The sequence below is a fragment of the Streptomyces sp. RG80 genome (assembly GCF_040446465.1).
Classification (GTDB): Bacteria; Actinomycetota; Actinomycetes; order Streptomycetales; family Streptomycetaceae; genus Streptomyces.
Window position 1 is genome coordinate 74,174 of sequence record NZ_JBEAAJ010000002.1, and the last position, 22,821, is coordinate 96,994.

The following is a 22,821-nucleotide window of genomic DNA, read 5'->3' on the forward strand; positions in this document are numbered from 1 at the left end:
CGTGCGCGCATCGGACCTTCGTGACGGGGCACACCGCGCCGTACAAGGAGTGTGGACAGTCATGGCGAACACCTACCGGCCTGCCCTGCTGGTGAGCGCGGCCGCACTGCTGGGGCTGCTGACGGCCTGCGGCGACGGCGGCGACTCCGCGTCCGCCCCGCGGACCCTGCCCGGCACGGCCGCTCCGGCGACCAGTGACGGGACGACGGCCACGCTCTCGGCGGAGCCGACCGGCACGCCCTCGACGCCCTCCCCCCGCGGCGGCACGCCGGGCACCTCCGGCACCGGCGGCGGCACCCGCTGTCACAGCTCCGAGCTGGAGGCCACGCTCGGCCGCAACGACCCGGGGGCCGGACAGGAGAACTTCCCGGTGATCCTGACCAACACCTCCTCCCGTACCTGCACCCTCCACGGCTATCCGGGCGCCGCGTTCGTGGACGCCGCCGGCAAGCAGCTCGGGCCGGACCCCGAGCGCACCCCGGGCACGGCCACCACCGTGAAGCTGGCACCGGGCCAGAACGCCTGGTCGGGGATCACCTTCGCCAATCCGGAGATCAGCGGGGCGCGCACCGCCAACCCGGACGCGCTGCTGGTGACCCCGCCCGACGAGCGGGATCCGTTGAAGGTGGCCTGGTCGGCGGGTGAGGTGCCGGTGTCCGGCAACGAGTCCACGGTGTTCATCACGCTGTTCGACCGGGGGCCCGGCGCCTGACCCCGCACACAGGTTTCTTACCCGGGCCTGTTTTCATATCGGGGCACGGCACGACCACGCCCCGAAGGATCCCCGCTGAACACCCCGCTCGCCGAAACGCTGTCCATCACCCTCCTCGTCGCCGTACTCGGCTGGGCCGTCGTCCGCCCCAAGGGCCTGCCGGAGGCCGTTCTGGCGGTCCCGGCGGCGGGCCTCGCCGTCGCGACGGGGGCGATCTCGCCCGACCACGCGTGGGCGGAGATCGAACGGCTGGCCCCAGTGGTCGGCTTTCTCGCCGCGGTGCTGGTGCTCGCGCACTTCTGCGATGTCGAGGGGCTGTTCCGGGCCTGCGGGGCCTGGATGGCCCGTAGCTCCGCGGGGCGCCCCACCCGGCTGCTGACCGCGGTGTTCGCACTGGCCTCGGCGATCACGGCCGTGCTCAGCCTGGACGCGACGGTGGTACTGCTGACGCCGGTGGTGCTGGCCACCGCGGCGCGCGGCGGCGTCCGGGCGAAACCGCATCTCTACGCCTGCGCGCATCTGTCGAACACGGCGTCGCTGCTGCTGCCGGTGTCCAACCTCACCAATCTGCTGGCGTTCGAGGCGAGCGGGCTGAGCTTCATCCGGTTCGCGGCGCTGATGGCGCTGCCGTGGCTGGTGGCGATCGGCGCCGAGTACCTGATCTTCCGGCGGTTCTTCGAGGGCGACCTCAAGGCCGCCGTGGCCGAGCCCGATGCCGGGGAGGCGCCCGAGCTGCCGGTGTTCGCGCTCGTCACGGTGGGCTGCACGCTGGCCGGGTTCGTCGTGGCGTCCGCGGTCGGCGTGGAGCCCGCCTGGGTGGCCCTGGTGGGTGCGCTGGTGCTGGCCGGGCGCGCCCTGGTCCGCCGCCAGGCCACCCCGGTCACGGTGGTGCGGTCCGCCGCGCCGGGGTTCCTGGCGTTCGTGCTGGCGCTCGGCGTCGTGGTGCGCGCGGTCGTCGACAACGGTCTCGCCGACGCGCTGCGGCACGTCCTGCCCGACGGCTCGGGCCTGGTGGCCCTGCTCGGCATCGCCGTACTGGCCGCCGTACTGGCCAACCTGATCAACAACCTGCCCGCCGTGCTGGTGCTGCTGCCGCTCACCGCCGCGGCCGGTCCCGGGGCGGTGCTCGCGGTGCTGATCGGGGTGAACATCGGCCCGAACCTGACGTACGCGGGATCGCTCGCCACTCTGCTGTGGCGGCGGATCGTGCAGCGGCACGGGCACGAGGTCGGGCTCGGCGAGTTCACCCGGCTCGGTCTGCTCGCCGTCCCGGCCGCGCTGGTCCCGGCCACCCTGGCGCTCTGGGCGTCGCTCCAGGTCGTCGGGGGCTGACCCGCGCGGTCAGCGCCCGCCGTATCCGCCGTAACCACCGCCATAGCCGTAGCCACCGCCGTAGCCGTAACCACCGCCGTTGCCGTACTGGCCGTTCCACGAGCAGTTGTACGAGTACGGGTAGCAGGGCGTGCCGCTGGGGTACGGGCTCGTCGGGGTCGGTGAGGCGGTCGACGCGCTCGGGGTCGGGGTCGGGGTCGGCGAGGGCTGCTTCGACGGGGTGGGCGAGGGCGTCACGGCGGGCGCCTTCTTGGTGTTGTCGGCCTGCGCGTCCCAGTTGACCACCTTCATCTGGAGGTCGGTCCTGGAGGTGTCGAACACCCAGCGCTGGACGGCGATGTCGTCGCGGGTCTTCAGGACCACGGCGCCGGTGCCGTCGGTGGCGGCGGGCGCGAGGGCCAGGTCCTGGTTCCAGCGCGGCACCAGGTTGCCCTGGAGCGTGAAGTCGTAGCGGATGCTCTTGGCCTCCGCCTTGTCGCTGCCGGTGCAGGGCGCCAGCCGCACCGAGTAGCCGAGGTGGGAGTCGAGGCAGAGGTCCGGGTCCGCGACGCTGCGCAGCACGCCGTCGGTCTCGTAGGTCCACAGCTGGTCGGACTTCGAGGAGCACTTGGTGACCTCGCTCTCCGCGCCGTCGACGGCCTTCTCGCCGACGACGCCGACGCAGAGCCCGGAGTCGACGTTGTGCAGCCGGCCGCGCAGCGTGCCCTGTCCCTCCTCGCCCGAGCCGACCCACGACGAGTCGGACGTGGACTTGCCCGCTCCGGTGCCGGGCGACTCGGAGGCCTCGGTGCCGCCGGCCCGGGCGCTGTCGTCGCCGCTGTCGTGGGTGGACCACAGGATGAGCGGAAGCACGACCAGGCCGCTCACGGTGAGGACCGCCGCGGCGAGGTTGCGGCGCCTGGCGGCGGCGCGGCGGGCGGCCTTGCGGGCCGTGCGGGAGGGGCACGATCTTCGGGCGGCGGGCGAGGCGGGCTGGGCGGTGGGGGTCACGTCGAAGAACGGCTCGCCGGGGACGGCGACGGGCAGCGGCGGCGGAGGTGTCTCCTGCGCGGGCTCCTCGCGAGGGGCGCGGCGGGAGTCGGTGTAGGCGCGTCCGCCCCAGCCGAGCACCGCCTCGGCGAGGGCGACGCCGAGGCCGTCGGTGAACTGGTGCAGCTGGTCGGCGGTGTCCCGGCAGTGCTTGCAGCGGTCCAGGTGGGCGCGCAGGTCGGGGTCGACGTCGACGCCGCCGCGGCGGTAGGTGACGTCGAGCATCCGGACGTAGCTGCGGCACTCCTGTTCCGGGGCGAGCTCGCGGTGCACGTGGAGGCACTCCTCGCGCAACCGCTCGCGGGCCCGGCGCAGTTCGACGCCGGCGTCCTCCTCGTCCAGGCCCAGCAGGGCGGCCGGTGACCGCAGCGGCTCGGCCTCGACCTCGCAGTGCCACAGCAGGCAGCGGGCCGACTGGGGCAGCCGCTGGAAGGCGCCGGACAGCAGCCGTCGCTCCGCCGGCGGCAGCAGCCGGGCCGCGGCCCGCTCGCCGTCCTCGGACCCGGAGCGCAGTTCGGGGTGCAGCTGTTCGCGTCTGCGATCGGTGTCCCACTCGGCGGCTATTCGGCGCACGGTGACCAGCAGTTGGGGGCGCCAGGCGGCCGTCGGCCCGTTCTGGCGCAGCGTTTCCCCGAAAAGCCGGGTGAAAGCCGCGGTCGTGAGCATACCGGCGGAACGTGTTCCGTCCGTGCACAGCCGGGCATAGGCGAAGGCCGCTTCCCAGTGCCGGTCGAGGAGTTCGCCGACGGGATGGAGCGCGGGCGTGGCTCCGGTCCACTTCTTCAGCTCGGCGCTGAGTTGTTCGTCCGTGGCGTCGGCATTCACGCGTGCATTCCTCTCGGGGGCATACAAAAGCAAAGTCCATACCAAGGGGTATGCGGTCCCGACGGCGACGGCTCTTGTGAAGCGGGGGGACGTACGGGAGCGGTCAGGGGCGCGCGGGGACAATAATGTCTGCGCGCCGACAAGGCGTAACCTTTGCACAGGTCAGCGAGATGTAACAAGAGATCATTCAGTTTTGCGCATTGAGTGACTAGCGGTCCATATTGACGCCACGTCAATACCTGGATCTCGTCCAAGACGCCTTATCGACACGGTTATTGGGAACGAGTTTCAGCAGGGTTCGGCCCAAACCATTGAACAGCCACTCCACCGCGCGTACGGCTGGTCCAGGCACGTCACGCTCCAACCATTGGGCCGCCCGCACGGTACGCGCCGGGCGTCATACCGAATCGCTCGCGGAAGACACGGTGGAAATGGAAGGGGCTCACGAAGCCCGCTGCCGCCGTGACACGTTCCACAGACAGATCGGTGCCCTCGAGCAGCCGCGCGGCATGTTGCAGCCGCGCCTCGCGCAGGGCCCGCATCGGGGACTGACCGGTCTGCCGGGTGAACAGATGGGCCAGCCTGGAGGGCGACAGCGCGACGTGCGCGGCCAGTGAGTCGACGGTGTGCGGGGCGCCCGGATCGGCGACGAAGAGCTCCTGGATCCGGCGGACGCGGGGATCGAGGCCGGTCCGGGACACCGGTCGCCGCGCGCCGGCGGCGGTCAGCAGGACCACCTCCTCCAGCGCGCACAGGGCGAGTTCGCGGGCGGCGGTGTCGTGCGCCACCGTGATCCGGTCGTCCGGGGCGGACCTGGGCTCGGCCGCGTCGGGCCCCCGGGCGTCGGCGAGCATCCGGTGGAACGCGTCCCCGACCCGGTCGCGCGGCGTGGCCGGCCCCGCGGGGACGACGTACATGCCGTCGCCGGTGCCGTACGGGCTCAGCCAGGGCAGCCACGAGGGGCGGGCCTGGCAGTGCGCCCACCAGAACCGCCAGTGCCGCGCGCCCGGTTCGACGCCGTAGCCGTGCCCGACACCCGGCGCGAGCACGATCAGGTCCCCCGCGGCGGCCCGGGCGGTGGTCGTCCCCTGCCGCAGCCGCCCGCGGCCCGCGGTGGTCCAGGTGAACAGCCAACTCGCCGAGCCCTGCGGCCGGTTGACGTCGTACCCCGGCGCCTCGTCGAACTGGCCGAGCACCACCAGGCCCGGGGGTGGCGCGGGGTCGCCGGGCGCAGCGGTCTCGGGCAGTCCGGCAGCGGTCACGGGCATCCTCCTGAAGTGCGGGGCGGCCTAGCGTGACATGCCGAAGGCGTCTGAGCGAGGAGTGGACCGATGACAGTCACAGGCAGTACGCCCGTCCTGAGCGAGGCCGGGCTGCGGCAGTTCGGGGAGGACGGGTTCACCGTCGTGCGGGGGTTGTTCGGACACGACGAGATCGACCGGCTGTGCGGGGAGTTCACGGCCCTGCACGCGGCCGGGGCGGTGCCGGGGCACTTCGAGCCGCGGGGCGGCACGGACCCGCTGGGGGTGTACCCGCGCGTGATGCAGCCGCACGAGATCAACCCGCTTGCGCGGGACGTGCTGCTGGACGCGCGGCTGCGGGAGGTGCTGGAGACGCTGCTCGGCGAGGAGGCGCTGGCCGCGCAGAGCATGTTCTACTTCAAGCCGCCGGGCGCCCGGGGGCAGGCGCTGCACCAGGACAACTTCTATCTGCGGGTCGAGCCGGGGACGTGTGTCGCGGCCTGGGTGGCCTGCGATGTGATCGACCGGGAGAACGGCGGTCTGGAGGTCGTGCCCGGGACGCACCGGATGGAGCTGTTCTGTCCCGAGGAGGCCGACGAGGGCGTGTCGTTCGCGCGGGAGTACGTGCCGCCGCCGGCGGGGCTGGCCGCGGTGCCGGTGGACATGGCGCCGGGGGACGTCCTGTTCTTCAACGGGAGCCTGGTGCACGGGTCGAGTCCCAACCGGAGCGAGGAGCGGTTCCGGCGGTCGTTCATCGGGCATTACGTGGGGCGGTCGGCGGAGCGGATCGGGGCGTACTACCGGACGGTGTCCATGCGCGGGGAGCGGGTGGCACTGGCCGAGAGCGAGGGGGCCGGTCCGTGCGGCACGGAGTTCGCACCGCACGGACCCCACTGACCCCGATCGACCGTCCCACCGGCAATCAGTGGCCGACGATCGGGCGGGCCGTGTAAGGGCTCTCCAGCTCCTCGATCTCCTTCTCGCTGAGCTCCAGTTCCACCGCGGCCACCGCGTCCTCGATGTGGTGCGGTTTGGCGGCGCCGACGATCGGTGCCGCCACCGTGTCCTGGTGCAGCAGCCACGCCAGGGCCACCTGGGCGCGCGGCACGCCCCGGTCGTTGGCGATGCGGGTGACCGCCTCGACGATGGTGCGGTCGCTCTCCAGGTAGAGGCGGCCGCCGAAGTTGTCGCCCGCGCTGCGTTCGGTGACGGTGCCCCAGTCGCGGGTCAGGCGGCCGCGGGCGAGGGGGCTCCAGGGCAGTGCGCTCACGCCCTGGTCCGCGCACAGGGGCAGCATCTCGCGCTCCTCCTCCCGGTAGAGGAGGTTGTAGTGGTTCTGCATCGAGACGAACCTGGTCCAGCCGTGCCGCTCGGCCGTGTACTGCATCTTGGAGAACTGCCAGGCGTACATCGAACTCGCCCCGAGGTAACGGACCTTGCCCGCCTTGACCAGGTCGTGCAGGGCCTCCATCGTCTCCTCGACCGGGGTGTGCGGGTCGTAGCGGTGGATCTGGTAGAGGTCGACGTAGTCGGTGCCCAGGCGGCTCAGACTGTGGTCGATCTCCGTCATGATCGCCTTGCGGGACAGTCCGGCGGCGTTCGGCCCGGTCCGCATCCGGCCGTTCACCTTGGTCGCCAGGACGATCTCGTCACGGTTGGCGGACTCCCGCAGCACCTTGCCGACGATCTCCTCGCTGGTCCCGTCGGAGTACACGTTCGCCGTGTCGAAGAAGTTGATGCCGGCGTCCAGCGCCTGCCGGATCAGCGGCCGCGAGGCCTCATCGTCGAGGGTCCACTCGTGGACGCCCCGGTCGGGCAGGCCGTAGGTCATGCACCCCAGACTGATCCGCGACACGTCCAGGCCGGTCGAACCGAGCTTCACGTACTGCATCGTTGCTGCTCCCGCCTTCCGGATGGTCATGGAGGGGAGCGTACGGCGTGCGGTGCGCGCGGGGTCCGATGTGCTGCGAGTGCCTCGTCGGATTGCGCCACCGAGCCGCCGGATGACGGACGCGTCAACTCCCGTACCGTTCCCGGGACATGACTCGCCCCTAATTGGTTGAATGACCGAGCTTCACAAAAACTCCAGAGCACCCACACATCCGGGCCTTCCTGAAGGGCGTTCACATGATCCTCAAGGGGCGGGTCAGGGAACGGCGAGAACTCGAAGGCCTGGTGTCGGCGCTGCGGGACGGGCTGAGCCGGGTGCTGCTGCTGCGCGGTGACGCCGGCATCGGGAAGACCGCGCTGCTCGACCACGCGGCCGCGGCGGGCGCCGATCTGCGGGTGCTCGGGGTCGCGGGCGTGGAGGCGGAGGCCGGTTTCCCGTTCGCCGCGCTGCACCGGCTGCTGGTGCCGGTGCTGGAGGGGCTCAAGGAACCGGGGGCGCTGCCCGCCACCCAGCACGAGGCACTGCGGGTGGCGTGCGGGCTGGCCGACGGGCCGGCGCCGGACCGCTTCCTGGTGGGGCTCGCCACGCTCACCCTCCTCGCGGAGGCGGCGAAGCGGCGGCCGGTGCTGGCCTGCGTGGACGACGCCCAGTGGCTGGACGAGGAGTCCCTGGCGGTGCTCGCGTTCGTGGGCCGCCGGGTGCACGCGGAGGGCGTAGGGCTGCTGTTCGCCGCACGTACCGGGTTCGAGGCGCCCGCGGGGCTGCCCGTCACCGAGGTCGCCGGTCTGGAGGAGCCGTTCGCCCTGGAGCTGCTGCGGGAGACGGTCGACGGGCCGCTGGACGCACGGGTCGCCGCGCGCATCGTCACGGCGACGGCGGGCAACCCGCTCGCGCTCGCCGACCTCGGGCGGGAGCTCACCGCCGACCAGCTCTCCGGGTCGTTCGCACTGCCCGAACCGCTCCCGGTGGGCGCCCGGTTGGAGGCGCACTACCAACGGCAGGTGCGCGCGCTGCCGGTGCCCACGCAGACCTGGCTGCTGCTCTCCGCCGCCGAGCCGAGCGGCGACCTCGCCTACCTCACGGCCGCCGCGCGCCTGCTCGGGATCGGCCCCGAGGCGTCCGAGCCGGCGGAGGCCGCGCGGCTGGTGGTGCTGCGCTCCACCGCCGAGTTCCGGCATCCGCTGGTGCGGTCTGCGGTGTACGGCGGAGCCACCAGCGTCGAGCGCACCCGGGTCCACCACGCGCTGGCCGAGGTCATCGACCGGCCGGCCGACACGGACCGGCGGGCCTGGCACCTCGCCGCGGCCACGAGGGGGCCGGCCCCCGCCGTGGCCGCGGAGGTGGAGCGCGCCGCCGACCGGGCGGGCGCCCGGGGCGGAGTCGCGGCCCGCGCCACCTTCCTGACCCGGGCGGCGGAGCTCACGACGGAGGCCGGCCCGCGCGCCCTGCGGCTGCTCGCCGCGGCGGAGGCCGCGCTGGCCGCGGGAGCGCCCCTCCAGGCGGAGTCGCTCCTCGACGCGATCGACATCGCCCTCCTCGGCGACACCGAGCGGGGTCGGGCCCTGCTGGTCCGCTCCCACACGGTGTTCGCGCTCGGCGACGCCGGCTCCTTCGCCCGGGTCTCGGCACTGTGTCTGCGCGCCGCACGTCTCTTCGCCGGCCGGGCCCCCGAGCTCGCCCACGAAGCCCTGCTGCGTGCCGCCGACCGCTCCATCACCGCGGAGCACCTCATGAAGGACGCCACCCTGGACGACATCGCCCGCGCCATCGACGAGCTGCTGCCGCCCTCCACCGCCGTCACCGGACCCGATCTCGTGCTGCGGGCGTTCGCCGTCCTCGTCAGCGACGGCTACGAGGAGGCGGTGCCGCACATGCGGCGCGCGCACGCGTACGTGACGGACCCCCGCCGCACGGACGAGGAGGTGCTGCGCACCTATCAGCCGACCGTCACGCTGGCGATGATGCTGTGGGACGAGCAGGCGCAGAGCGCGGTCATGGCGCGGGCCGTGGACGCCGCCCGCCGCACCGGCGCACTGTTCCAGCTGGACAGCGCGCTGTACTGCACGGTGATGCACGAGACGGTCCTCGGCCAACTCGCCGTGGCCGACGACCTGTTCGCGCAGGGCAACCAGATCCGCGCGGCGATCGGCGCCAACGACGACATGTGGGCCCTGTACCGGCACCCGGAGCTGCTCGCCTGGCACGCCGACGCGGAGGACCTGGAGGCGGTCCTGCGCGGGTCGATGGAGTCCGGCACCTGGCTGGGCATCGGCGCGGTCGAGTCGATCGCCCGGATCGCCATGGCGATCCTCGCCCTGGGAAAGGGTGACTACGCCCGGGCCCGCACCCTCACACATGAACTGACCGAGCACGACGTGCTCGGCGTCCACACCCGGCTGCTCCCCCTGCTGGTCGAGGCGGCCGTCCGCTGCGGCGACCGGGTTCTGGCGGCGTCGGCTCTGCGCACGCTGAGCTCCCGGGCGACGGCCACCGGCACCCCGTGGAGCCTGGGTCTGCTGGCCCGCTGCGAGGCCCTGCTCGCCACCGCCGCCGACGCCGAGCCCCTGTACCGCAGGTCGATCTCCCTGCTGTCCGGCACCCGCGCCCGCTCCGACCTCGCCATGACCCACCTCCACTACGGCGAGTGGCTGCGCCGCCGCAAGCGCCGCAAGGACGCCCGTGAACAGCTGCGCACCGCCTGGGAGTCGTTCGACGGGATGCGGGCCACGGCATACGCGTCCCGGGCCGCCCAGGAGCTGGCCGCGACCGGGGAGAGCCCGGCCCACGCGAGCTCCGGGGAGACCAGCGCCCTCACCTCGCAGGAGCTGACCATCGCCCGGCTCGCCCGCGGCGGCGCGACCAACGCCGAGATCGCCGCGCAGCTGTTCATCAGCGCGAGCACCGTCGACTACCACCTGCGGAAGATCTTCCGGAAGCTCGACGTGCGCTCCCGGCGGCAGCTGAGGGAGACGCCGGGACTCTGAGGCCGGTCACGACTACGCGTTTCACGGGGTTCGGGAACACGGCGGACCGGACGAGGATCGGGGCGTCGGACAACGACTCACAGACGGGAGCGCTCCCATGCCGTATGTCACCGCAGCCGACGGAGCCGAGATCTTCTACAAGGACTGGGGGCAGGGCCGCCCGGTCGTCCTCAGTCACGGCTGGCCGCTGAACTCCGACAGCTGGGAGGCACAGCAACTGCACCTCGCCTCCCACGGTTTCCGTGTCATCGCGCACGACCGGCGCGGCCACGGCCGCTCCACGCAGACCTGGCACGGCAACGAGATGAACACCTACGCCGACGACCTCGCCACCCTGATCGACACCCTCGACCTGCGGGACGCCACGCTCGTCGGCTTCTCCACGGGCGGCGGCGAGGTGGCGCGCTACGTGGGCCGGCACGGCACCAGCCGCCTCGCCCAGCTGGTGCTGGTCTCCGCTGTGCCGCCGTTCATGCTCAAGACCGACGACAACCCCGGCGGGGTGCCCGTCGAGGTGTTCGACGGGATCCGCGCCGGTTCGCTCGCCGACCGCTCCCAGCTGTACCGGGATCTGGCCGACGGGCCGTTCTTCGGCAACAACCGGCCCGGCGCCGATGTCTCCCAGGGCGCTCGGGACGCCTTCTGGCGGCAGGGGCTCCAGGCCGGACACCGGGGTGCCTACGAGTGCGTCGCGGCCTTCTCCGCCACCGACTTCCGCCCCGACCTCGACGCCTTCGACGTACCGACGCTGGTCATCCACGGCGACGACGACCAGGTGGTGCCCTTCGAGGTGGGCGGCAAGGCGTCGGCGGCACGCATCAAGAACGCCACGCTGAAGGTCTACCCGGGCGCCCCGCACGGCATCACCGACACGCACAAGGACCAGTTGAACGCCGACCTGCTGGACTTCCTCAACTCCTGACACCGGAAGGAACTCCCCGCGCATGGTCTCCGAAAGCCAGTCCCGCCGTCGCGTCCTCGGCGGTCTCGTCGCAGCCGGCGGCGCGCTCACCGTCGGCACCGCGGCGACGCCCGCCTCGGCCGCGCCGGCCGCCTCCGGCAAAAGACCGACCGTCGTCCTCGTGCACGGTGTGTTCGCCGACGCCTCCGGCTGGAACGAGGTCAGTACCCGTCTGCTGAAGGCGGGTTACGACGTCATCGCCCCGGCCAACCCCCTGCGTGACCTCGCCGGTGACGCGGCGTACGTCTCGAGCGTCGTCGCCACGTTCCCCGGCCCGGTCATCCTGGTGGGCCACTCCTACGGCGGCGTGGTCATCACCAACGCCGCGCTCGCCAACCCGAACGTCAAGGCGCTCGTGTACGTGGCCGCGTTCGCGCCCGACCAGGGCGAGACCGCGCTGCAACTGGCGGGCCGGTTCACCGGCAGCCAGTTGCCGGGCGCGCTGCTCACCCGGCCGTACCCGGTCCCCGGCAGTACCGAGCCCGGCATCGACGGCTACATCGATCCGGCGAAGTTCCACGACGTGTTCGCCCAGGACCTGCCGCGCTCGCTGACCCGGGCGATGGCGGTGGCCCAACGCCCAGGCAGCCTGCGCGGGTTGGACTCCGGCAGCGGCGTACCGGCGTGGCGGTCCCTGCCGTCGTGGTACGTCGTCGCAGGCAGCGACCGGGTCATCCCGCCCGCCGCGCAGCGGTTCATGGCCGAGCGCGCCGGCAGCAAGGTCGTCGAGGCCAAGGGGGCCTCGCACGTCGTGATGATGTCCCGTCCGGACACCGTCGTCCGGCACATCGAGGCCGCGTACCGCGCCACCCGCTGACACCTCCGGAAGGAGGAGCCATGAGCACACCCGACACCATCGTCCTCATCCACGGCTTCTGGGTCACCCCACGGAGTTGGGAGCAGTGGGCGGCCCACTACGAGAAACGCGGCTACCGCGTGCTCACCCCCGCCTATCCCGGCTTCGAGGTGGAGGTCGAGTCGCTCAACGCCGATCCGACGCCGATCGAGAAGGTCACGGTCCAGCAGATCATCGACAGCCTGGAGACCCTGGTCCGCGGCCTGGACAAGCCGCCCGTCCTGATCGGTCACTCCGCCGGGGGCGTCTTCGTCCAGCTCCTGCTCGACCGGGGGCTCGGGGCAGCGGGCGTGGCCATCAACTCGGCGCCCACGGAAGGCGTCGCGGTGGTACCGCTGACCCAGATCAAGGCGGCCTTCCCGGTGCTGAAGAACCCGGCCAACCGGCACCGCGCGGTCGGGCTGACCTTCGAGCAGTGGCACTACGCCTTCACGAATACGTTCCCGGAGGAGGAGTCCCGGGCGCTGTACCAGCGCTACGCGGTCCCCGCGTCGGGGAGCATCTTCTGGGACAGCGCCCTGGCGACGCTGCGGCCCGGTCACCAGAGCACGTACGTGAACTACCACAACGACGACCGGGCGCCCCTGTTGTTCGTCTCGGGCGAGCTGGACCATCTGATGCCGCCCAAGGTGCAGCAGTCCAACGCCCGGCACTACAAGTCGAACACGGTCACCGAGGTCAGGGAGTTCGCGGGCCGTCCGCATCTGCTGCCCGCCGCGCCCGGCTGGGAGGAGGTCGCCGACCACGCCCTGGACTGGGCCGTCTCGAACGCCAAGTAGGCCACTGTCCGGGGCGGTCGACACCGTCGCCGCCCCGGACGTCCGGAAGGGGATCGTCGTATGACCGAGATCCGCGTCACGCACATCGGCGGTCCGACCACGCTGATCGAGGTCGCCGGCTGGCGGCTGCTGACCGACCCGACGTTCGACCCGCCGGGGCGCCGCTACTCCTTCGGCTGGGGCACCTCCTCGCGCAAGACCGTGGGGCCGGCCGTGACGGCAGCCGAACTCCCGCCCCCGGACGCGGTGTTGCTGACCCACGACCACCACGCCGACAACCTCGACACGGCCGGCCGCGCCCTGCTGCCGTGGGCGGGCACCGTCCTGACGACGCCCTCCGGGGCGCGCAGGCTCGGCGGCAACGCCCGCGGACTCGACCCGTGGACGACCTGGCGCCTCCAGGCCCCGGCCCGCCCCACCATCGAGGTCACGGCGACCCCGGCCCGCCACGGCCCCCGCTTCTCCCGCCCGATCGTCGGCGAGGTGACGGGCTTCGCGCTGACCTGGCCCGGCCAGGAACACGGGGCGTTGTGGATCTCGGGCGACACGGTCCTCTACGACGGGGTCCGCGAGGTCGCCCGCCGGGTGGACGTGGGGACGGCGCTGCTGCACCTGGGCGGTGTGCGCTTCCCGGTCACGGGCCCGGTGCGGTACACGATGACCGCGGCCCGCGCGGTGGAACTGTGCGACCTGCTGCGGCCGCACACCGTGCTGCCCGTCCACTACGAGGGCTGGTCGCACTTCCAGGAGGGCCGCCAGTCCGCCGAGAGGCTGCTCGCCGATGGCCCGCGCGTGCACTGGCTGCCCATCGGCGCCCCCTGGCAGCTCACCGTCTGAGCAGGTCCAGGGCCTGCCCCCAGCCGAAGTCCGCCCCCGGCTCCCCCGCGAAGGACGGACCGAACCGCACACCCATCCCCCGCAGCCGCGTCAGGCTGTCCTGGTACGCGGGATGGGCGGCCAACGCGTCGGCCACACACGGCAGTACGGCGATGGGGACCCCGAGGCCCGCCGCCTCGCACAGGGTGCCCACGGCGAGGGTGTCGGCCAGGCCGGCCGCCCACTTGTTGACGGTGTTGAAGGTGGCGGGCGCGACCACGACCGCGTCCGGCGGCGGGAAGGGGCGCGGGTCGGCGGGGGTGCGCCAGGCGGAGCGGATCGGACGGCCGGTCCGCGCCTCCACGGCGGCGGTGTCGAAGAAGCCGTTCATCGCGACGGGTGTGGCGATGACCCCGACCTCCCAGCCCTGTTCCTGGGCTGCGGTGAGGAGTTGACCGACGTCCGCGGCGATCCCGGCGGCGCAGACGACGACGTAGAGGAAGGGTTTCTCGGCCTGTGCGGTCATCCGGTGACCCTACTGAAGCGGGAAGGTCGCGCCCCGCTCGGTCTCGGGGCGCGGGCCGAGGACGCGGCGCTCCTTCTCCTCGATCGGTACGTCGTTGATGCTGGCCTCGCGGCGGGTCATCAGGCCGTGCTCGTCGAACTCCCAGAGCTCGTTGCCGTACGCGCGCCACCACTGGCCGTCGGCGTCCTGGCACTCGTACTGGAAGCGGACGGCGATGCGGTTGCCGTCGAAGGCCCACAGGTCCTTGCGCAGGGCGTACTCGCGCTCGCGTGCCCACTTCGCGGTGAGGAACGCGACGATCTGCGCGCGGCCGGTGACGAAGGTGTCGCGGTTGCGCCAGACCGAGTCCTCGGAGTAGGCGAGCGCGACCTTGTGCGGGTCGCGGGTGTTCCAGGCGTCCTCGGCGGCCTGCACCTTCTGGGCCGCGCTCTCGCGGGTGAACGGGGGCAGGGGCGGGCGGTCGGTCATGTCGTCCTCCGTGACCAGAAAGGGAGAACCAGCGTTCTCCCGGCTGCCTGCTACCGTAGGAGAACGTACGTTCTCGCGTCAAGGAGTGAGCCTGCATGGACAGCGCGACCGCCCGGGAGCAGGCACTGGACGCCGCCGAGGAGCTGTTCTACGGCCGGGGCGTGCAGTCCGTCGGCATGGACGACATCCGTGGCGCCTCGGGGGTCTCGCTCAAGCGGCTCTACCAACTCTTCCCCGCCAAGGAGCAGTTGGTGGAGGCCTATCTTGAGCGGCGCGACGTGCGCTGGCGGCGACGGCTCGCGGAGCACGTGGAGCGGAGCGCGGATCCCGGGGAGCGGATCCTCGCGGTCTTCGACTGGCTGGAGCGGTGGTTCGGCGAGGACGGGTTCCGCGGGTGCGCGTGGATCAACTCCTACGGCGAGCTGGGCGCGACCTCGGACCGGGTGGCCGCCCAAGTACGGGCGCACAAGCGGGCGTTCGGGGACTACCTCGACGCTCTCGTGGCCGAGGCGGGGCTGCCGGACGCGCTGGCCGGACAGCTGTTCCTGCTCGCCGAGGGGGCCATGGTCACCGCGGGCATCACCGGCGAGACCCGGCCGGCGGCCCAGGCGCGGGAGGCCGCCCGGACGCTGATGGCGGCCACCCGGCCGTGACGCCGGGCGGCCGCTCGCACCCTCGGTGATCAGCCGGAGGCCGTGATGGCTCCCACGGGACAGGCCCTGGCCGCCTCGCGGACCATCGGGTCACCGGCGCCGTCCTCCCGGCCCGGCAGCAGCTCGCTGAAGCCGTCGTCGTCCTGGGTGAACACGCCGGGGGCGGCCAGCGCGCACTGACCGGCGCCGATACAGACGTCCTTGTCGATGTCGATGTGCATGGGCGGAGCCTCTTACCAGGTCACGGGGAGTTCCAGCATCCCCTGGACGGTGTCGCCGGGCTTGAAGGGGATCTCGTCCGCCGGCGCGGCGAGGCGCAGCGCGGGCAGCCGGTCCAGGAGGGCGCGCAGGGCGATCTCCATCTCGGCGCGGGCCAGGTTCTGGCCGAGGCACTGGTGGATGCCGAAGCCGAAACCGACGTGGTGGCGGGCGGAGCGGTGCCAGTCGAGGGTGTCCGGGGCGGGGTAGACGCTCTCGTCGCGGTTGATGACCGAGGTCGAGAACACCACGCCGTCACCGGCCCGGATCGTCGTCCCCGCCAGCTCGATGTCCTCCACCGCCATCCGCAGCAGCCCGTCCGCGATCGACAGCAGTCGCATCAACTCCTCGACGGCGGCGGGCAGCAGCGCCGGATCGGCCCGCAACTCGGCCAGTCGGTCCGGGTGTTGGAGCAGGGTGTAGGTGCCCAGGGAGATCATGTTCGCGGTGGTCTCGTGACCGGCGACCAGCAGGATGGTCGCGAGGGCGATCAACTCCTCACGGTCCACCCCGCCCTCGTGGACGAGGTCGTCCAGCACCCCGTCGCCGGGCTCCCGGTCCCGCCGCTTGCGCTCGATCAGCTCGTCGAAGTAGGCGTCCAGCCGGTCGCGCGCGTCCAGGGTGTCTGCGGCCGTCGGCCCGCGCAGCAGCCGGCGCGACTGGCCCTCGAAGAAGTCGTGGTCGGCGTACGGGACGCCGAGCAGGGCGCAGATCACCATCGAGGGCACGGGCAGCGCGAAGGCGCTCACCAGCTCGGCAGGCGGCCCCTGTTCGATCATCGCGTCGAGCCGCTCGTCCACGATCCGCTGGATCTGCGGACGCAGTCCGGCGGCCCGTTTGAGGGTGAAGCCGGGGATCATCCGGCGACGCTGGGTGTGGTGTTCGGGGTCGTCGTAGCCCAGCAGCGCGGCCTTCCGGTCCTTGACCGCCGCGAAGCGTTCGGTGGGTGCCGGGAAGTCGGGGTGGGTGCGGTCGCTGGACAGGCGCTGGTCGGCCAGCAGGGCGCGGGCGAGCGCGTGTCCGGTCACCAGCCAGGCGGGACGGCCGTCGTAGAGCCGGATCCGGGCCAGCGGCCGGGACTCCCGCAGGGGGGTGTAGGCGGCGGGCGGGTGGTAGGGGCAGGTCCGGTCCTGGGGGAACGCGACGGGTTCCGTTTCCGTCATGGAAGACCTCGCAGACGAAGGGTGCCTCGTACTTGCCCTTATTCGATGCCCCGGGCATCTAGTTCTGGGACGGCAAGTTCGGCCAGATCCCCCGGATGCCCGATCTGGCCGGGGATCGACCCCGCGACACGGAGGGGGGCGGACCCGGCGCACCCCGTAATTCGGTTGTCGGTCTCCCCCGGCCGCGCCCACAATCCGGCCATGGCTACCTTCCTCGCCCCGCTGCCGCTGACCGCCGCCGTTCGTCCGGCGCGGTTCCAGCAGCAGTCCGGCCGACCGTGGGGGCCGACGCTTCGCAGGTCGTGACCGCCGCGCTCGTCGCGGGCCTGCTCGCGGGATACGGCATCGCCGTGCCCGTCGGGGCCGTCGCGACCTACCTCGTCTCCCTCACCGCCCGTACGTCCCTGCGCACCGGTGTCTGCGCCGCCCTCGGCATCGCGACCGCCGACGGCCTCTACGCCCTGCTGGCCGCACTCGGCGGTTCCGCCCTCGCCACCGCGCTGCGCCCGGTGTTCGGACCGCTGCGCTGGGCCTCCGCCGTGCTGCTGCTCGCGCTGGCGGCACGCGGCGCGGTCACGGCCGTACGCCAGTACCGCGGCCGCCGGTCCACCGCGCGCACCGAGCCGCCGCCACCCAGTCCCACGCGGGCCTATCTGGGGCTGCTCGGGATCACCCTGCTCAACCCGATCACCGTGATCTACTTCACGGCCCTGGTTCTCGGCACCCGTGCCACCGACCCGGTCCGCCCGCTGGAACAGGGCGTGTTCGTCGTGGCGGCCTTCCTGGCCTCCGCGAGCTGGCAGTTGCTGCTGGCCGGGGGCGGCGCGCTGCTCGGCCGGGCGCTGACCGGCGGACGGGGGCGGCTGGTGACGGCCGTGGTGTCTAGTGGGGTGATCACGGTCCTGGCGGTACGGATGATGCTGCCGGCGTGAAGGCTCGGGCGACGGCGAGGCTGTCCTCGTACACGTGGTGACGGATGATCAGGCCGCCCTCGACGGTCAGATGCAGGGCGAACCTGGCGCGATAGGGCCGCCCGGTCGCCCGCGCGGTCTGCCGGATCTCGCCGAGCACCACCGCGTCGGCGCCGTCGACGAGGACGCGCTCGATCTGTGTGGCCGCCTGTCCGGGGAGGTGATGGGCGGCCAGTTCGCGGTAGTGGGCGGCGGCGTCGGCCCGGGTGGAGCGGTGCCGGATCCAGGGGGTGGCGGGCCGGTCGTGCTCCTCCCGCGGCCAGTTCAGCTTCCAGTCGCCCTGGTCGGCGTAGAGCTCGGCGATCCGCTCCGGGTCGCCGGCGCCGATCCGCCGGAGCAGTTCCTCGGTCACGGCACGGGTCGTCGTCGCGGCGGTGGGGGTGGTCATCGGTGGTCCTCTCCTCGGGGCGCTCCCACTGTGCCCGCGCGGACCGGACGGGGGCGATTACCTCCGAGGTCATGGACCCGGCCGATCCGGCGCTCCGGAATGGATGAATCCTGAACGTCGCGGTGTTGAAGGACGGTGTCAGTCAGCCGCAGTACACGACGACGATGGGACGGATGTCATGCCACTTGAGGGCGAGTACGAGCCGAGTCCGACGGGGTGGGTGCGCGACCAGGTGGAGCTGTACGAGAGCTCCGGCGGCACCGAGGGGAACACGCTGATGGACACGGGGATGCCCGTCATCCTCCTGACCACCCGGGGTGTCAGGAGCGGCAAGATCCGCAAGACGCCGCTGATGCGGGTCGAGCACGAAGGCCGGTACGCCGCGGTCGCCTCGCTGGGCGGCGCGCCGAAGCACCCGGTCTGGTACCACAACGTCAAGGCCGATCCGCGGGTGGAGCTCCAGGACGGGCCGCAGAAGCGGGACATGACCGCCCGTGAGGTCACCGGCGAGGAGAAGGCCGCCTGGTGGGAGCGTGCGGTGGCGGCCTATCCGCCGTACGCCGAGTACCAGGAGAAGACGGACCGGGTGATCCCGGTCTTCGTGCTGGAGCCGGCCGACAAGGACTGATCCGGCGTCGCGTCCCCGGCCGGAGAAGAAATCTTCGGCCGGGGACGCATGAAGCTCCGTACGCCGGGCACCTGAGGCTCAGGCCCCGCCGCGTTCCCCCGTCGCGGCGGGGCTTTCTCCTGCCTCGCGGGCGGGCCGGTCGGTGATGTCGAGGAAGATCTGGTCCGCGTCCGGGAAGGTGCCGGCGACGGACCGTTTGATCCGGACGGCGACCTCCTCGACCCGTTCGCTGTCGATGCCCGGCACCAGATCGACCCGGGCCGCCACCAGGCACGACTCAAGCCCCGTCTGCATCGTGAACAGTGCCTCCACGCTGTCGATCTCGGGCTGTGCCGCCAGCAGCGCGCGGATCCGTCCGCTGGTCTCCGGGTCGGCGGCCGCGCCGATCAGCTGGTCACGTGCCTCGCGGCCCAGTCGGTAGGCGACGAAGACCAGGAGCCCCCCGATCGCCAGGGACGCGGACGCCTCCCACACGACCTGCCCGGTGACCATGTGCAGGGCCATGCCGACCATGGCGAGGGTGACGCCGAGCACCGCCGTGCCGTCCTCGGCGATCACCGTGCGCAGGGCGGGGTCGCGCAGACCGTCACCGGTGCCGCCCTGCCGGCGCATCTGGTACAGCGCGCGCACCAGGGAGGCGCCCTCGGCGAGGAGGGCGACGGCGAGCACGACCAGGCCCGCGACGTATCCGCCGAGTTCCTCCTCGGCGCCGCCCTTCAGGGCCTCGAAGCCCTGGAAGAAGGAGAAGCAGCCGCCCATGACGAAGATGCCGACGGCGGCCAGCAGCGACCAGAAGTAGCGCTCCTTGCCGTAGCCGAAGGGATGGCGCTGGTCGGCGGGGCGGCGACTGCGGCGCAGCGCGGCCAGGAGGAAGACCTCGTTGAGGCTGTCGGCCACGGAGTGCGCCGCCTCCGACAGCAGGGCCGGCGAGTGCGCGATCAGGCCGCCGACCGCCTTGGCGACCGCGATCACCAGGTTGGCCGCCAGTGCCACCAGCACGGTGATCCGTGTCCGTCGATCCGCCTTGTTCTCGTTGGATGTCCCACTCACCACCGCCGACTGCCCTGGGCGGGACGGCTCACACGCCGAAATCTGGGAACGCGGTCAGCAGCACATCCCGAAGGCAGGAGGCAGCATGCCGGGCAACCGCGCGTACGGCACCAAGACGTTCAAACGGTCCAAGGCCCATTTCGCCGACCGCATCACCGCGGACGGCCGCGACGGCTGGCCGGTGGAGGCCGGCCGCTACCGGCTGGTCGTCAGCCGGGCCTGTCCATGGGCGAGCCGGTCCCTGGTGTCCCGGCGGCTGCTCGGCCTGGAGAGCGCCCTGTCGCTGGCCGTCGCGGACCCGATCCAGGACGACCGGAGCTGGCGCTTCACCCTCGATCCGGACGACCGCGACCCGGTCCTCGGCATCCGCTACCTCAGCGAGGCCTACGAACGGCGCGAACCCGGCCACCCGGGCGGGGTGAGCGTGCCGGCGGTCGTGGACGTGCCGAGCGGCGAGCTGGTCACCAACGACTACCAGCGCATCACCCTGGACCTGGCCACCGAGTGGACCGCGCTGCACCGCGACGGCGCCCCGGACCTGTACCCGCAGCCGCTGCGCGACGAGATCGACTCGGTGATGGCGGACGTCTACGAGGACGTCAACAACGGGGTGTACCGGGCGGGCTTCGCCACCGAGCAGAAGGAGTACGAGGAGGCGTGCGCCGGTGTCTTCCGGCGTCTGGAGCTGCTGACGCCGCGACTGTCCCGGCAGCGCTATCTGGTCGGCGACACGATCACCGAGGCGGACATCCGGCTGTTCACCACGCTGGTCCGCTTCGACGCCGTCTACCACGGCCACTTCAAGTGCAACCGCTGGAAGCTGACGGAGAACCCGGTGCTGTGGGCCTACGTCCGCGACCTCTACCAGACGCCCGGCTTCGGTGACACGGTCGACTTCGACCACATCAAACGCCACTACTACCGGGTGCACTCCGGCATCAATCCGACCGGCATCGTGCCGCTCGGCCCGGACCCGGCGGGCTGGCTCACCGCGCACCACCGTGAGGAGCTGGGCGGCCGGCCGTTCGGCGACGGGACTCCTCCGGGGCCGCCGCCCGCCGACGAACGCGTACCGGCCCAGGAACAGTCGTAGCGAACAAAGGAGATCTACATGGCCAAGAAGAAGAAGCTCAAGCTGCCCCTCGCCTACAAGCCCGTCGGCTTCCTGCTGGGCTGGTCGAGCGGATGGCTGGCGGGGCAGGCCTTCCAGAAGACGTGGAAGGTGGTCCGGCACGAGGACGACGCGCCCGACGCCCTGGACCGGGATCGCGGCTGGGGGGAGATCCTGATCGCCGCGGCCGTCCAGGGGGCCATCTTCGCGGTCGTGCGCAGCGCGGTGGACCGCACGGGCGCGAAGGCCATCGAGCGGTCCACCGGGGTCTGGCCGACCGACGACAAGAGCGGCCGGGACTGACCGGACGCGACTGAGCGGACCAGAATGAGCGGACGGGCCGGCGGTAAGGGTCCGCCGGCCCGCTCGGTCGCGGTCTCAGCCTTGTTTGGGCGCCGTCGGCGGGACACAGCGCAGGGTGAAGGAGTGTCCCGCCGGGTCGGCGTACCCGCGCTCCTCGAACGGGCCCGAGGCGTCCTTGGTGTCCAGCGGGCGCCCGCCCAGTCCGACGATCCTGCGCTCCACCTCGTCCAGGTCCTCCACGACGAAGTCGAGGTGGGCCTGGAGGGAGTTCTCGGGGCGCGGCCAGCTCGGCGGCGTGGCGTTCACGTCCCGGCGGAACGCCAGCCGGGTCCCCTCGGCGCCCTGGATCTCCACGCGGTTGGCGGTCGCGTGGGTCTCCTCGCCCTCCAGCAGCTCCTTGTAGAACCCGGCGAGCTTTTCCGGCTCGGCGCAGTCGAGGACCACGAGGCCCGCTTTCACCAGTGCCATGTCTCCTCCGAACGGTCCGGGGCGCGGGACGTTCCGCCGCCCGCCGCCCTGTAACCCCCGGATATCCCGAACCGCCCGCTTCAGTCGGCGACCAGCCACTCCCCGTCCCGCATCAGCTCCCGCCCGGCGAGTTCGTTCACCTCCCGCCAGGCCTGCACCCTCGTCGGCCGGACCCGGAAGTACAGGTAGGGCGTGGTGAGTTCACGCGGCTCGAAGCCGGTCGCGGCCGCGAACCGGTCGCCCTCCTCCGCGCCGAGTTCGGCGGGGGTGTACGTGTCGACCGTGCCCTCGATCATCACGACGTCCCGGGTGGGCCCGAGGCCGAGGCGGGTCCTGCCGGTCGCCTTCAGGTTCCGGCCGGTCGGGCTGGTGGCCGGGGTGGCCAGCAGCAGGGTCGAGCCGTCCCAGGCGAAGGACAGCGGTACCAGGAACGGCACTCCTCCCTCGGCGTTCGCGGTGGCGACCCACACGTCCTCGTCGTGCTCCAGACGGTTCAGGGTGTCCTGCTTGCGCTGCTTGGCGGAGCGGGCGGGCGGATTGGTCATCGGTGAACGGCCTCCTGCCGGGGCGGTGTTGACGGACGTGGCCAGTGTGACCCGTAGGGCGGCCGGTCAGCCATGGATCTCCGCGAGCCGGGATGCCGCCGCGGTGAGCAGCATGTCCAGGGCGGCCGGATAGGAGCTGCGCGGCATGTCGGCGACGAGGTGGCGGGCGGTCGCGGCGATGTGCGGGTGGGTGTCGGCGGGCAGTGTGGCGTACGTGGCCCGCCAGACGCCCGCCTCCGCGTCCCGGGCCGCCTTGGGCAGCGCGGTGCTCGCCGAGTCGAGGGCGGCGAAGGCGAGGGCCTGGTCGACGAAGGCGTGGTAGATCCGCACCGCGTCGGGGTCGGGGAAGCCCGCGTCGCGGAGCACGCCGAGGATGGTCTCCACGGCGTGGATCTCGTGCCCGCGGCCGGTGACGCGATGCGAGCTGAGCACCGCGGCCCGGGGGTGGGCGAGCGCGCCGGCGTGCATCCGCAGGCCGAGGTCGCGCAGGTCGGCGCGCCAGTCGCCGGTCGGGCGCCAGACGCGCAGTGTCCGCCCGATGAGCTCGTCGGCGACGGCGAGCATCAGGTCGTCGGTGTGCCGGAAGTACCGGTACAGCGAGCTGGGGTCGGCGCCGAGGGCCAGGCCCAGGCGGCGCACCGAGAGGGCCTCGGCGCCGTGCTCCTCGATCAGTCTGAGGGCGGTCTCGACGATCAGCTCCTCGGACAGGACGACGCCGTGCTTGGTGGGGCGTCTGCGCCGCCGGGCGGCGGGCGGGACGACACGGTCGCTCATGGGTGCCTCCGTGGGGTGCCTCTGAGGAGGGCCTTCGAGGGGGACTGCGAGGGGGGCCGGTGGCCGCACCTTATGACAACACCGTTGAC

General features: G+C 72.4%; 25 protein-coding genes. 13 read left to right on the plus strand and 12 right to left on the minus strand.

The genetic code is table 11. The features are described from left to right. Nucleotides 1-61 precede the first annotated feature (61 nt). Both ABKA17_RS06205 and ABKA17_RS06210 read left to right on the plus strand, forming a co-directional pair. Nucleotides 62-712: a DUF4232 domain-containing protein gene (locus ABKA17_RS06205; protein WP_353690841.1), complete on the plus strand. Its 651-nt coding sequence runs from the start codon at nucleotides 62-64 to the stop codon at nucleotides 710-712. Between the two features lie 75 nt (nucleotides 713-787). Next, complete coding sequence (locus ABKA17_RS06210; RefSeq protein WP_353691600.1) at nucleotides 788-2,044, plus strand: arsenic transporter; 1,257 nt, start codon at nucleotides 788-790, stop codon at nucleotides 2,042-2,044. 9 nt (nucleotides 2,045-2,053) lie between these two features. Here ABKA17_RS06210 and ABKA17_RS06215 read toward each other — a convergent pair whose 3' ends face one another. After that, nucleotides 2,054-3,898: a ricin-type beta-trefoil lectin domain protein gene (locus tag ABKA17_RS06215; protein ID WP_353690842.1), complete on the minus strand. Its 1,845-nt coding sequence runs from the start codon at nucleotides 3,896-3,898 to the stop codon at nucleotides 2,054-2,056. Between the two features lie 353 nt (nucleotides 3,899-4,251). Beyond that, nucleotides 4,252-5,166, minus strand: a complete 915-nt coding sequence (locus tag ABKA17_RS06220) for a helix-turn-helix domain-containing protein (protein ID WP_353690843.1) — start codon at nucleotides 5,164-5,166, stop codon at nucleotides 4,252-4,254. A gap of 63 nt (nucleotides 5,167-5,229) precedes the next feature. Here ABKA17_RS06220 and ABKA17_RS06225 point away from each other — a divergent pair, with 63 nt between their 5' ends. Next, on the plus strand, nucleotides 5,230-6,036 hold the full coding sequence (locus tag ABKA17_RS06225) for a phytanoyl-CoA dioxygenase family protein (protein WP_353690844.1): 807 nt from the start codon (nucleotides 5,230-5,232) through the stop codon (nucleotides 6,034-6,036). Nucleotides 6,037-6,061: 25 nt separating this feature from the next. On the opposite strand, the gene ABKA17_RS06230 is transcribed toward ABKA17_RS06225, so the two are convergent. Beyond that, nucleotides 6,062-7,030 carry an aldo/keto reductase gene (locus ABKA17_RS06230; protein WP_353691601.1) on the minus strand — a complete coding sequence of 323 codons (969 nt, stop codon included), beginning with the start codon at nucleotides 7,028-7,030 and terminating at the stop codon, nucleotides 6,062-6,064. Nucleotides 7,031-7,266: 236 nt separating this feature from the next. On the opposite strand from ABKA17_RS06230, the gene ABKA17_RS06235 reads away from it, so the two are divergent. The 5 genes from ABKA17_RS06235 to ABKA17_RS06255 all read left to right on the plus strand — a co-directional run bounded on the left by ABKA17_RS06235 (nucleotide 7,267) and on the right by ABKA17_RS06255 (nucleotide 13,447). After that, the gene (locus ABKA17_RS06235) at nucleotides 7,267-10,014 is read left to right on the plus strand and encodes a helix-turn-helix transcriptional regulator (RefSeq protein WP_353690845.1); all 2,748 of its coding nucleotides are present in this window, start codon (nucleotides 7,267-7,269) and stop codon (nucleotides 10,012-10,014) included. Between the two features lie 97 nt (nucleotides 10,015-10,111). Then, a complete protein-coding gene (locus tag ABKA17_RS06240; protein ID WP_353690846.1) occupies nucleotides 10,112-10,936 on the plus strand; it encodes an alpha/beta fold hydrolase in 825 nt (274 codons plus the stop codon). Nucleotides 10,937-10,958: 22 nt separating this feature from the next. Further along, nucleotides 10,959-11,792, plus strand: coding sequence for an alpha/beta fold hydrolase (locus tag ABKA17_RS06245; protein ID WP_353690847.1), 834 nt, complete (start codon nucleotides 10,959-10,961; stop codon nucleotides 11,790-11,792). 20 nt (nucleotides 11,793-11,812) lie between these two features. Continuing rightward, a complete protein-coding gene (locus ABKA17_RS06250; protein ID WP_353690848.1) occupies nucleotides 11,813-12,610 on the plus strand; it encodes an alpha/beta hydrolase in 798 nt (265 codons plus the stop codon). Between the two features lie 60 nt (nucleotides 12,611-12,670). Then, the gene (locus tag ABKA17_RS06255; protein ID WP_353690849.1) at nucleotides 12,671-13,447 is read left to right on the plus strand and encodes an MBL fold metallo-hydrolase; all 777 of its coding nucleotides are present in this window, start codon (nucleotides 12,671-12,673) and stop codon (nucleotides 13,445-13,447) included. On the opposite strand, the gene ABKA17_RS06260 is transcribed toward ABKA17_RS06255, so the two are convergent. Beyond that, nucleotides 13,437-13,952: a flavoprotein gene (locus ABKA17_RS06260; protein ID WP_353690850.1), complete on the minus strand. Its 516-nt coding sequence runs from the start codon at nucleotides 13,950-13,952 to the stop codon at nucleotides 13,437-13,439. The two genes, ABKA17_RS06255 and ABKA17_RS06260, sit on opposite strands and share 11 nt — an antisense overlap. 9 nt (nucleotides 13,953-13,961) lie before the next feature. Further along, nucleotides 13,962-14,420, minus strand: a complete 459-nt coding sequence (locus ABKA17_RS06265) for a nuclear transport factor 2 family protein (protein ID WP_353690851.1) — start codon at nucleotides 14,418-14,420, stop codon at nucleotides 13,962-13,964. Between the two features lie 95 nt (nucleotides 14,421-14,515). Between ABKA17_RS06265 and ABKA17_RS06270 the strand changes: the two genes are divergently transcribed. Next, a complete protein-coding gene (locus ABKA17_RS06270) occupies nucleotides 14,516-15,073 on the plus strand; it encodes a TetR/AcrR family transcriptional regulator (protein WP_353690852.1) in 558 nt (185 codons plus the stop codon). 29 nt (nucleotides 15,074-15,102) lie between these two features. Here ABKA17_RS06270 and ABKA17_RS06275 read toward each other — a convergent pair whose 3' ends face one another. After that, nucleotides 15,103-15,294 (minus strand): ferredoxin, encoded by a 192-nt coding sequence (locus tag ABKA17_RS06275; RefSeq protein ID WP_353690853.1) that lies wholly within the window; start codon nucleotides 15,292-15,294, stop codon nucleotides 15,103-15,105. A gap of 12 nt (nucleotides 15,295-15,306) precedes the next feature. Continuing rightward, on the minus strand, nucleotides 15,307-16,494 hold the full coding sequence (locus tag ABKA17_RS06280; protein WP_353690854.1) for a cytochrome P450: 1,188 nt from the start codon (nucleotides 16,492-16,494) through the stop codon (nucleotides 15,307-15,309). A gap of 302 nt (nucleotides 16,495-16,796) precedes the next feature. Between ABKA17_RS06280 and ABKA17_RS06285 the strand changes: the two genes are divergently transcribed. After that, nucleotides 16,797-17,426 (plus strand): LysE family transporter, encoded by a 630-nt coding sequence (locus tag ABKA17_RS06285; RefSeq protein ID WP_353690855.1) that lies wholly within the window; start codon nucleotides 16,797-16,799, stop codon nucleotides 17,424-17,426. Here ABKA17_RS06285 and ABKA17_RS06290 read toward each other — a convergent pair. Beyond that, nucleotides 17,389-17,853 (minus strand): nuclear transport factor 2 family protein, encoded by a 465-nt coding sequence (locus tag ABKA17_RS06290; protein WP_353690856.1) that lies wholly within the window; start codon nucleotides 17,851-17,853, stop codon nucleotides 17,389-17,391. The two genes, ABKA17_RS06285 and ABKA17_RS06290, sit on opposite strands and share 38 nt — an antisense overlap. A 178-nt stretch (nucleotides 17,854-18,031) precedes the next feature. On the opposite strand from ABKA17_RS06290, the gene ABKA17_RS06295 reads away from it, so the two are divergent. Further along, complete coding sequence (locus ABKA17_RS06295; protein WP_353690857.1) at nucleotides 18,032-18,481, plus strand: nitroreductase family deazaflavin-dependent oxidoreductase; 450 nt, start codon at nucleotides 18,032-18,034, stop codon at nucleotides 18,479-18,481. A 78-nt stretch (nucleotides 18,482-18,559) separates the two neighbouring features. On the opposite strand, the gene ABKA17_RS06300 is transcribed toward ABKA17_RS06295, so the two are convergent. Next, nucleotides 18,560-19,531: a cation diffusion facilitator family transporter gene (locus ABKA17_RS06300; RefSeq protein WP_353690858.1), complete on the minus strand. Its 972-nt coding sequence runs from the start codon at nucleotides 19,529-19,531 to the stop codon at nucleotides 18,560-18,562. A gap of 85 nt (nucleotides 19,532-19,616) precedes the next feature. Between ABKA17_RS06300 and ABKA17_RS06305 the strand changes: the two genes are divergently transcribed. Beyond that, on the plus strand, nucleotides 19,617-20,624 hold the full coding sequence (locus tag ABKA17_RS06305) for a glutathione S-transferase family protein (protein WP_353690859.1): 1,008 nt from the start codon (nucleotides 19,617-19,619) through the stop codon (nucleotides 20,622-20,624). Nucleotides 20,625-20,642: 18 nt separating this feature from the next. After that, on the plus strand, nucleotides 20,643-20,945 hold the full coding sequence (locus ABKA17_RS06310; RefSeq protein ID WP_353690860.1) for a DUF4235 domain-containing protein: 303 nt from the start codon (nucleotides 20,643-20,645) through the stop codon (nucleotides 20,943-20,945). Nucleotides 20,946-21,020: 75 nt separating this feature from the next. Here ABKA17_RS06310 and ABKA17_RS06315 read toward each other — a convergent pair whose 3' ends face one another. From ABKA17_RS06315 to ABKA17_RS06325, 3 genes are all read right to left on the minus strand, one after another. Continuing rightward, nucleotides 21,021-21,413: a VOC family protein gene (locus ABKA17_RS06315; RefSeq protein ID WP_353690861.1), complete on the minus strand. Its 393-nt coding sequence runs from the start codon at nucleotides 21,411-21,413 to the stop codon at nucleotides 21,021-21,023. A gap of 80 nt (nucleotides 21,414-21,493) precedes the next feature. Next, nucleotides 21,494-21,958 (minus strand): pyridoxamine 5'-phosphate oxidase family protein, encoded by a 465-nt coding sequence (locus ABKA17_RS06320; protein ID WP_353690862.1) that lies wholly within the window; start codon nucleotides 21,956-21,958, stop codon nucleotides 21,494-21,496. Between the two features lie 66 nt (nucleotides 21,959-22,024). Further along, nucleotides 22,025-22,732 carry a TetR/AcrR family transcriptional regulator gene (locus ABKA17_RS06325; RefSeq protein ID WP_353690863.1) on the minus strand — a complete coding sequence of 236 codons (708 nt, stop codon included), beginning with the start codon at nucleotides 22,730-22,732 and terminating at the stop codon, nucleotides 22,025-22,027. Between the last annotated feature and the right edge of the window lie 89 nt (nucleotides 22,733-22,821).

Coding starts and splice junctions, on each gene's coding strand:
- ABKA17_RS06205 (WP_353690841.1), top strand. CDS start 62: ATGGCGAACACCTACCGGCCTGCCCTGCTGGTGAGCGCGGCCGCACTG.
- ABKA17_RS06295 (WP_353690857.1), top strand. CDS start 18,032: ATGCCACTTGAGGGCGAGTACGAGCCGAGTCCGACGGGGTGGGTGCGC.
- ABKA17_RS06275 (WP_353690853.1), bottom strand. CDS start 15,294: ATGCACATCGACATCGACAAGGACGTCTGTATCGGCGCCGGTCAGTGC.
- ABKA17_RS06280 (WP_353690854.1), bottom strand. CDS start 16,494: ATGACGGAAACGGAACCCGTCGCGTTCCCCCAGGACCGGACCTGCCCC.
- ABKA17_RS06250 (WP_353690848.1), top strand. CDS start 11,813: ATGAGCACACCCGACACCATCGTCCTCATCCACGGCTTCTGGGTCACC.
- ABKA17_RS06260 (WP_353690850.1), bottom strand. CDS start 13,952: ATGACCGCACAGGCCGAGAAACCCTTCCTCTACGTCGTCGTCTGCGCC.
- ABKA17_RS06255 (WP_353690849.1), top strand. CDS start 12,671: ATGACCGAGATCCGCGTCACGCACATCGGCGGTCCGACCACGCTGATC.
- ABKA17_RS06265 (WP_353690851.1), bottom strand. CDS start 14,420: ATGACCGACCGCCCGCCCCTGCCCCCGTTCACCCGCGAGAGCGCGGCC.
- ABKA17_RS06235 (WP_353690845.1), top strand. CDS start 7,267: ATGATCCTCAAGGGGCGGGTCAGGGAACGGCGAGAACTCGAAGGCCTG.
- ABKA17_RS06230 (WP_353691601.1), bottom strand. CDS start 7,030: ATGCAGTACGTGAAGCTCGGTTCGACCGGCCTGGACGTGTCGCGGATC.
- ABKA17_RS06310 (WP_353690860.1), top strand. CDS start 20,643: ATGGCCAAGAAGAAGAAGCTCAAGCTGCCCCTCGCCTACAAGCCCGTC.
- ABKA17_RS06270 (WP_353690852.1), top strand. CDS start 14,516: ATGGACAGCGCGACCGCCCGGGAGCAGGCACTGGACGCCGCCGAGGAG.
- ABKA17_RS06305 (WP_353690859.1), top strand. CDS start 19,617: ATGCCGGGCAACCGCGCGTACGGCACCAAGACGTTCAAACGGTCCAAG.
- ABKA17_RS06290 (WP_353690856.1), bottom strand. CDS start 17,853: ATGACCACCCCCACCGCCGCGACGACGACCCGTGCCGTGACCGAGGAA.
- ABKA17_RS06240 (WP_353690846.1), top strand. CDS start 10,112: ATGCCGTATGTCACCGCAGCCGACGGAGCCGAGATCTTCTACAAGGAC.
- ABKA17_RS06220 (WP_353690843.1), bottom strand. CDS start 5,166: ATGCCCGTGACCGCTGCCGGACTGCCCGAGACCGCTGCGCCCGGCGAC.
- ABKA17_RS06245 (WP_353690847.1), top strand. CDS start 10,959: ATGGTCTCCGAAAGCCAGTCCCGCCGTCGCGTCCTCGGCGGTCTCGTC.
- ABKA17_RS06315 (WP_353690861.1), bottom strand. CDS start 21,413: ATGGCACTGGTGAAAGCGGGCCTCGTGGTCCTCGACTGCGCCGAGCCG.
- ABKA17_RS06225 (WP_353690844.1), top strand. CDS start 5,230: ATGACAGTCACAGGCAGTACGCCCGTCCTGAGCGAGGCCGGGCTGCGG.
- ABKA17_RS06320 (WP_353690862.1), bottom strand. CDS start 21,958: ATGACCAATCCGCCCGCCCGCTCCGCCAAGCAGCGCAAGCAGGACACC.
- ABKA17_RS06325 (WP_353690863.1), bottom strand. CDS start 22,732: ATGAGCGACCGTGTCGTCCCGCCCGCCGCCCGGCGGCGCAGACGCCCC.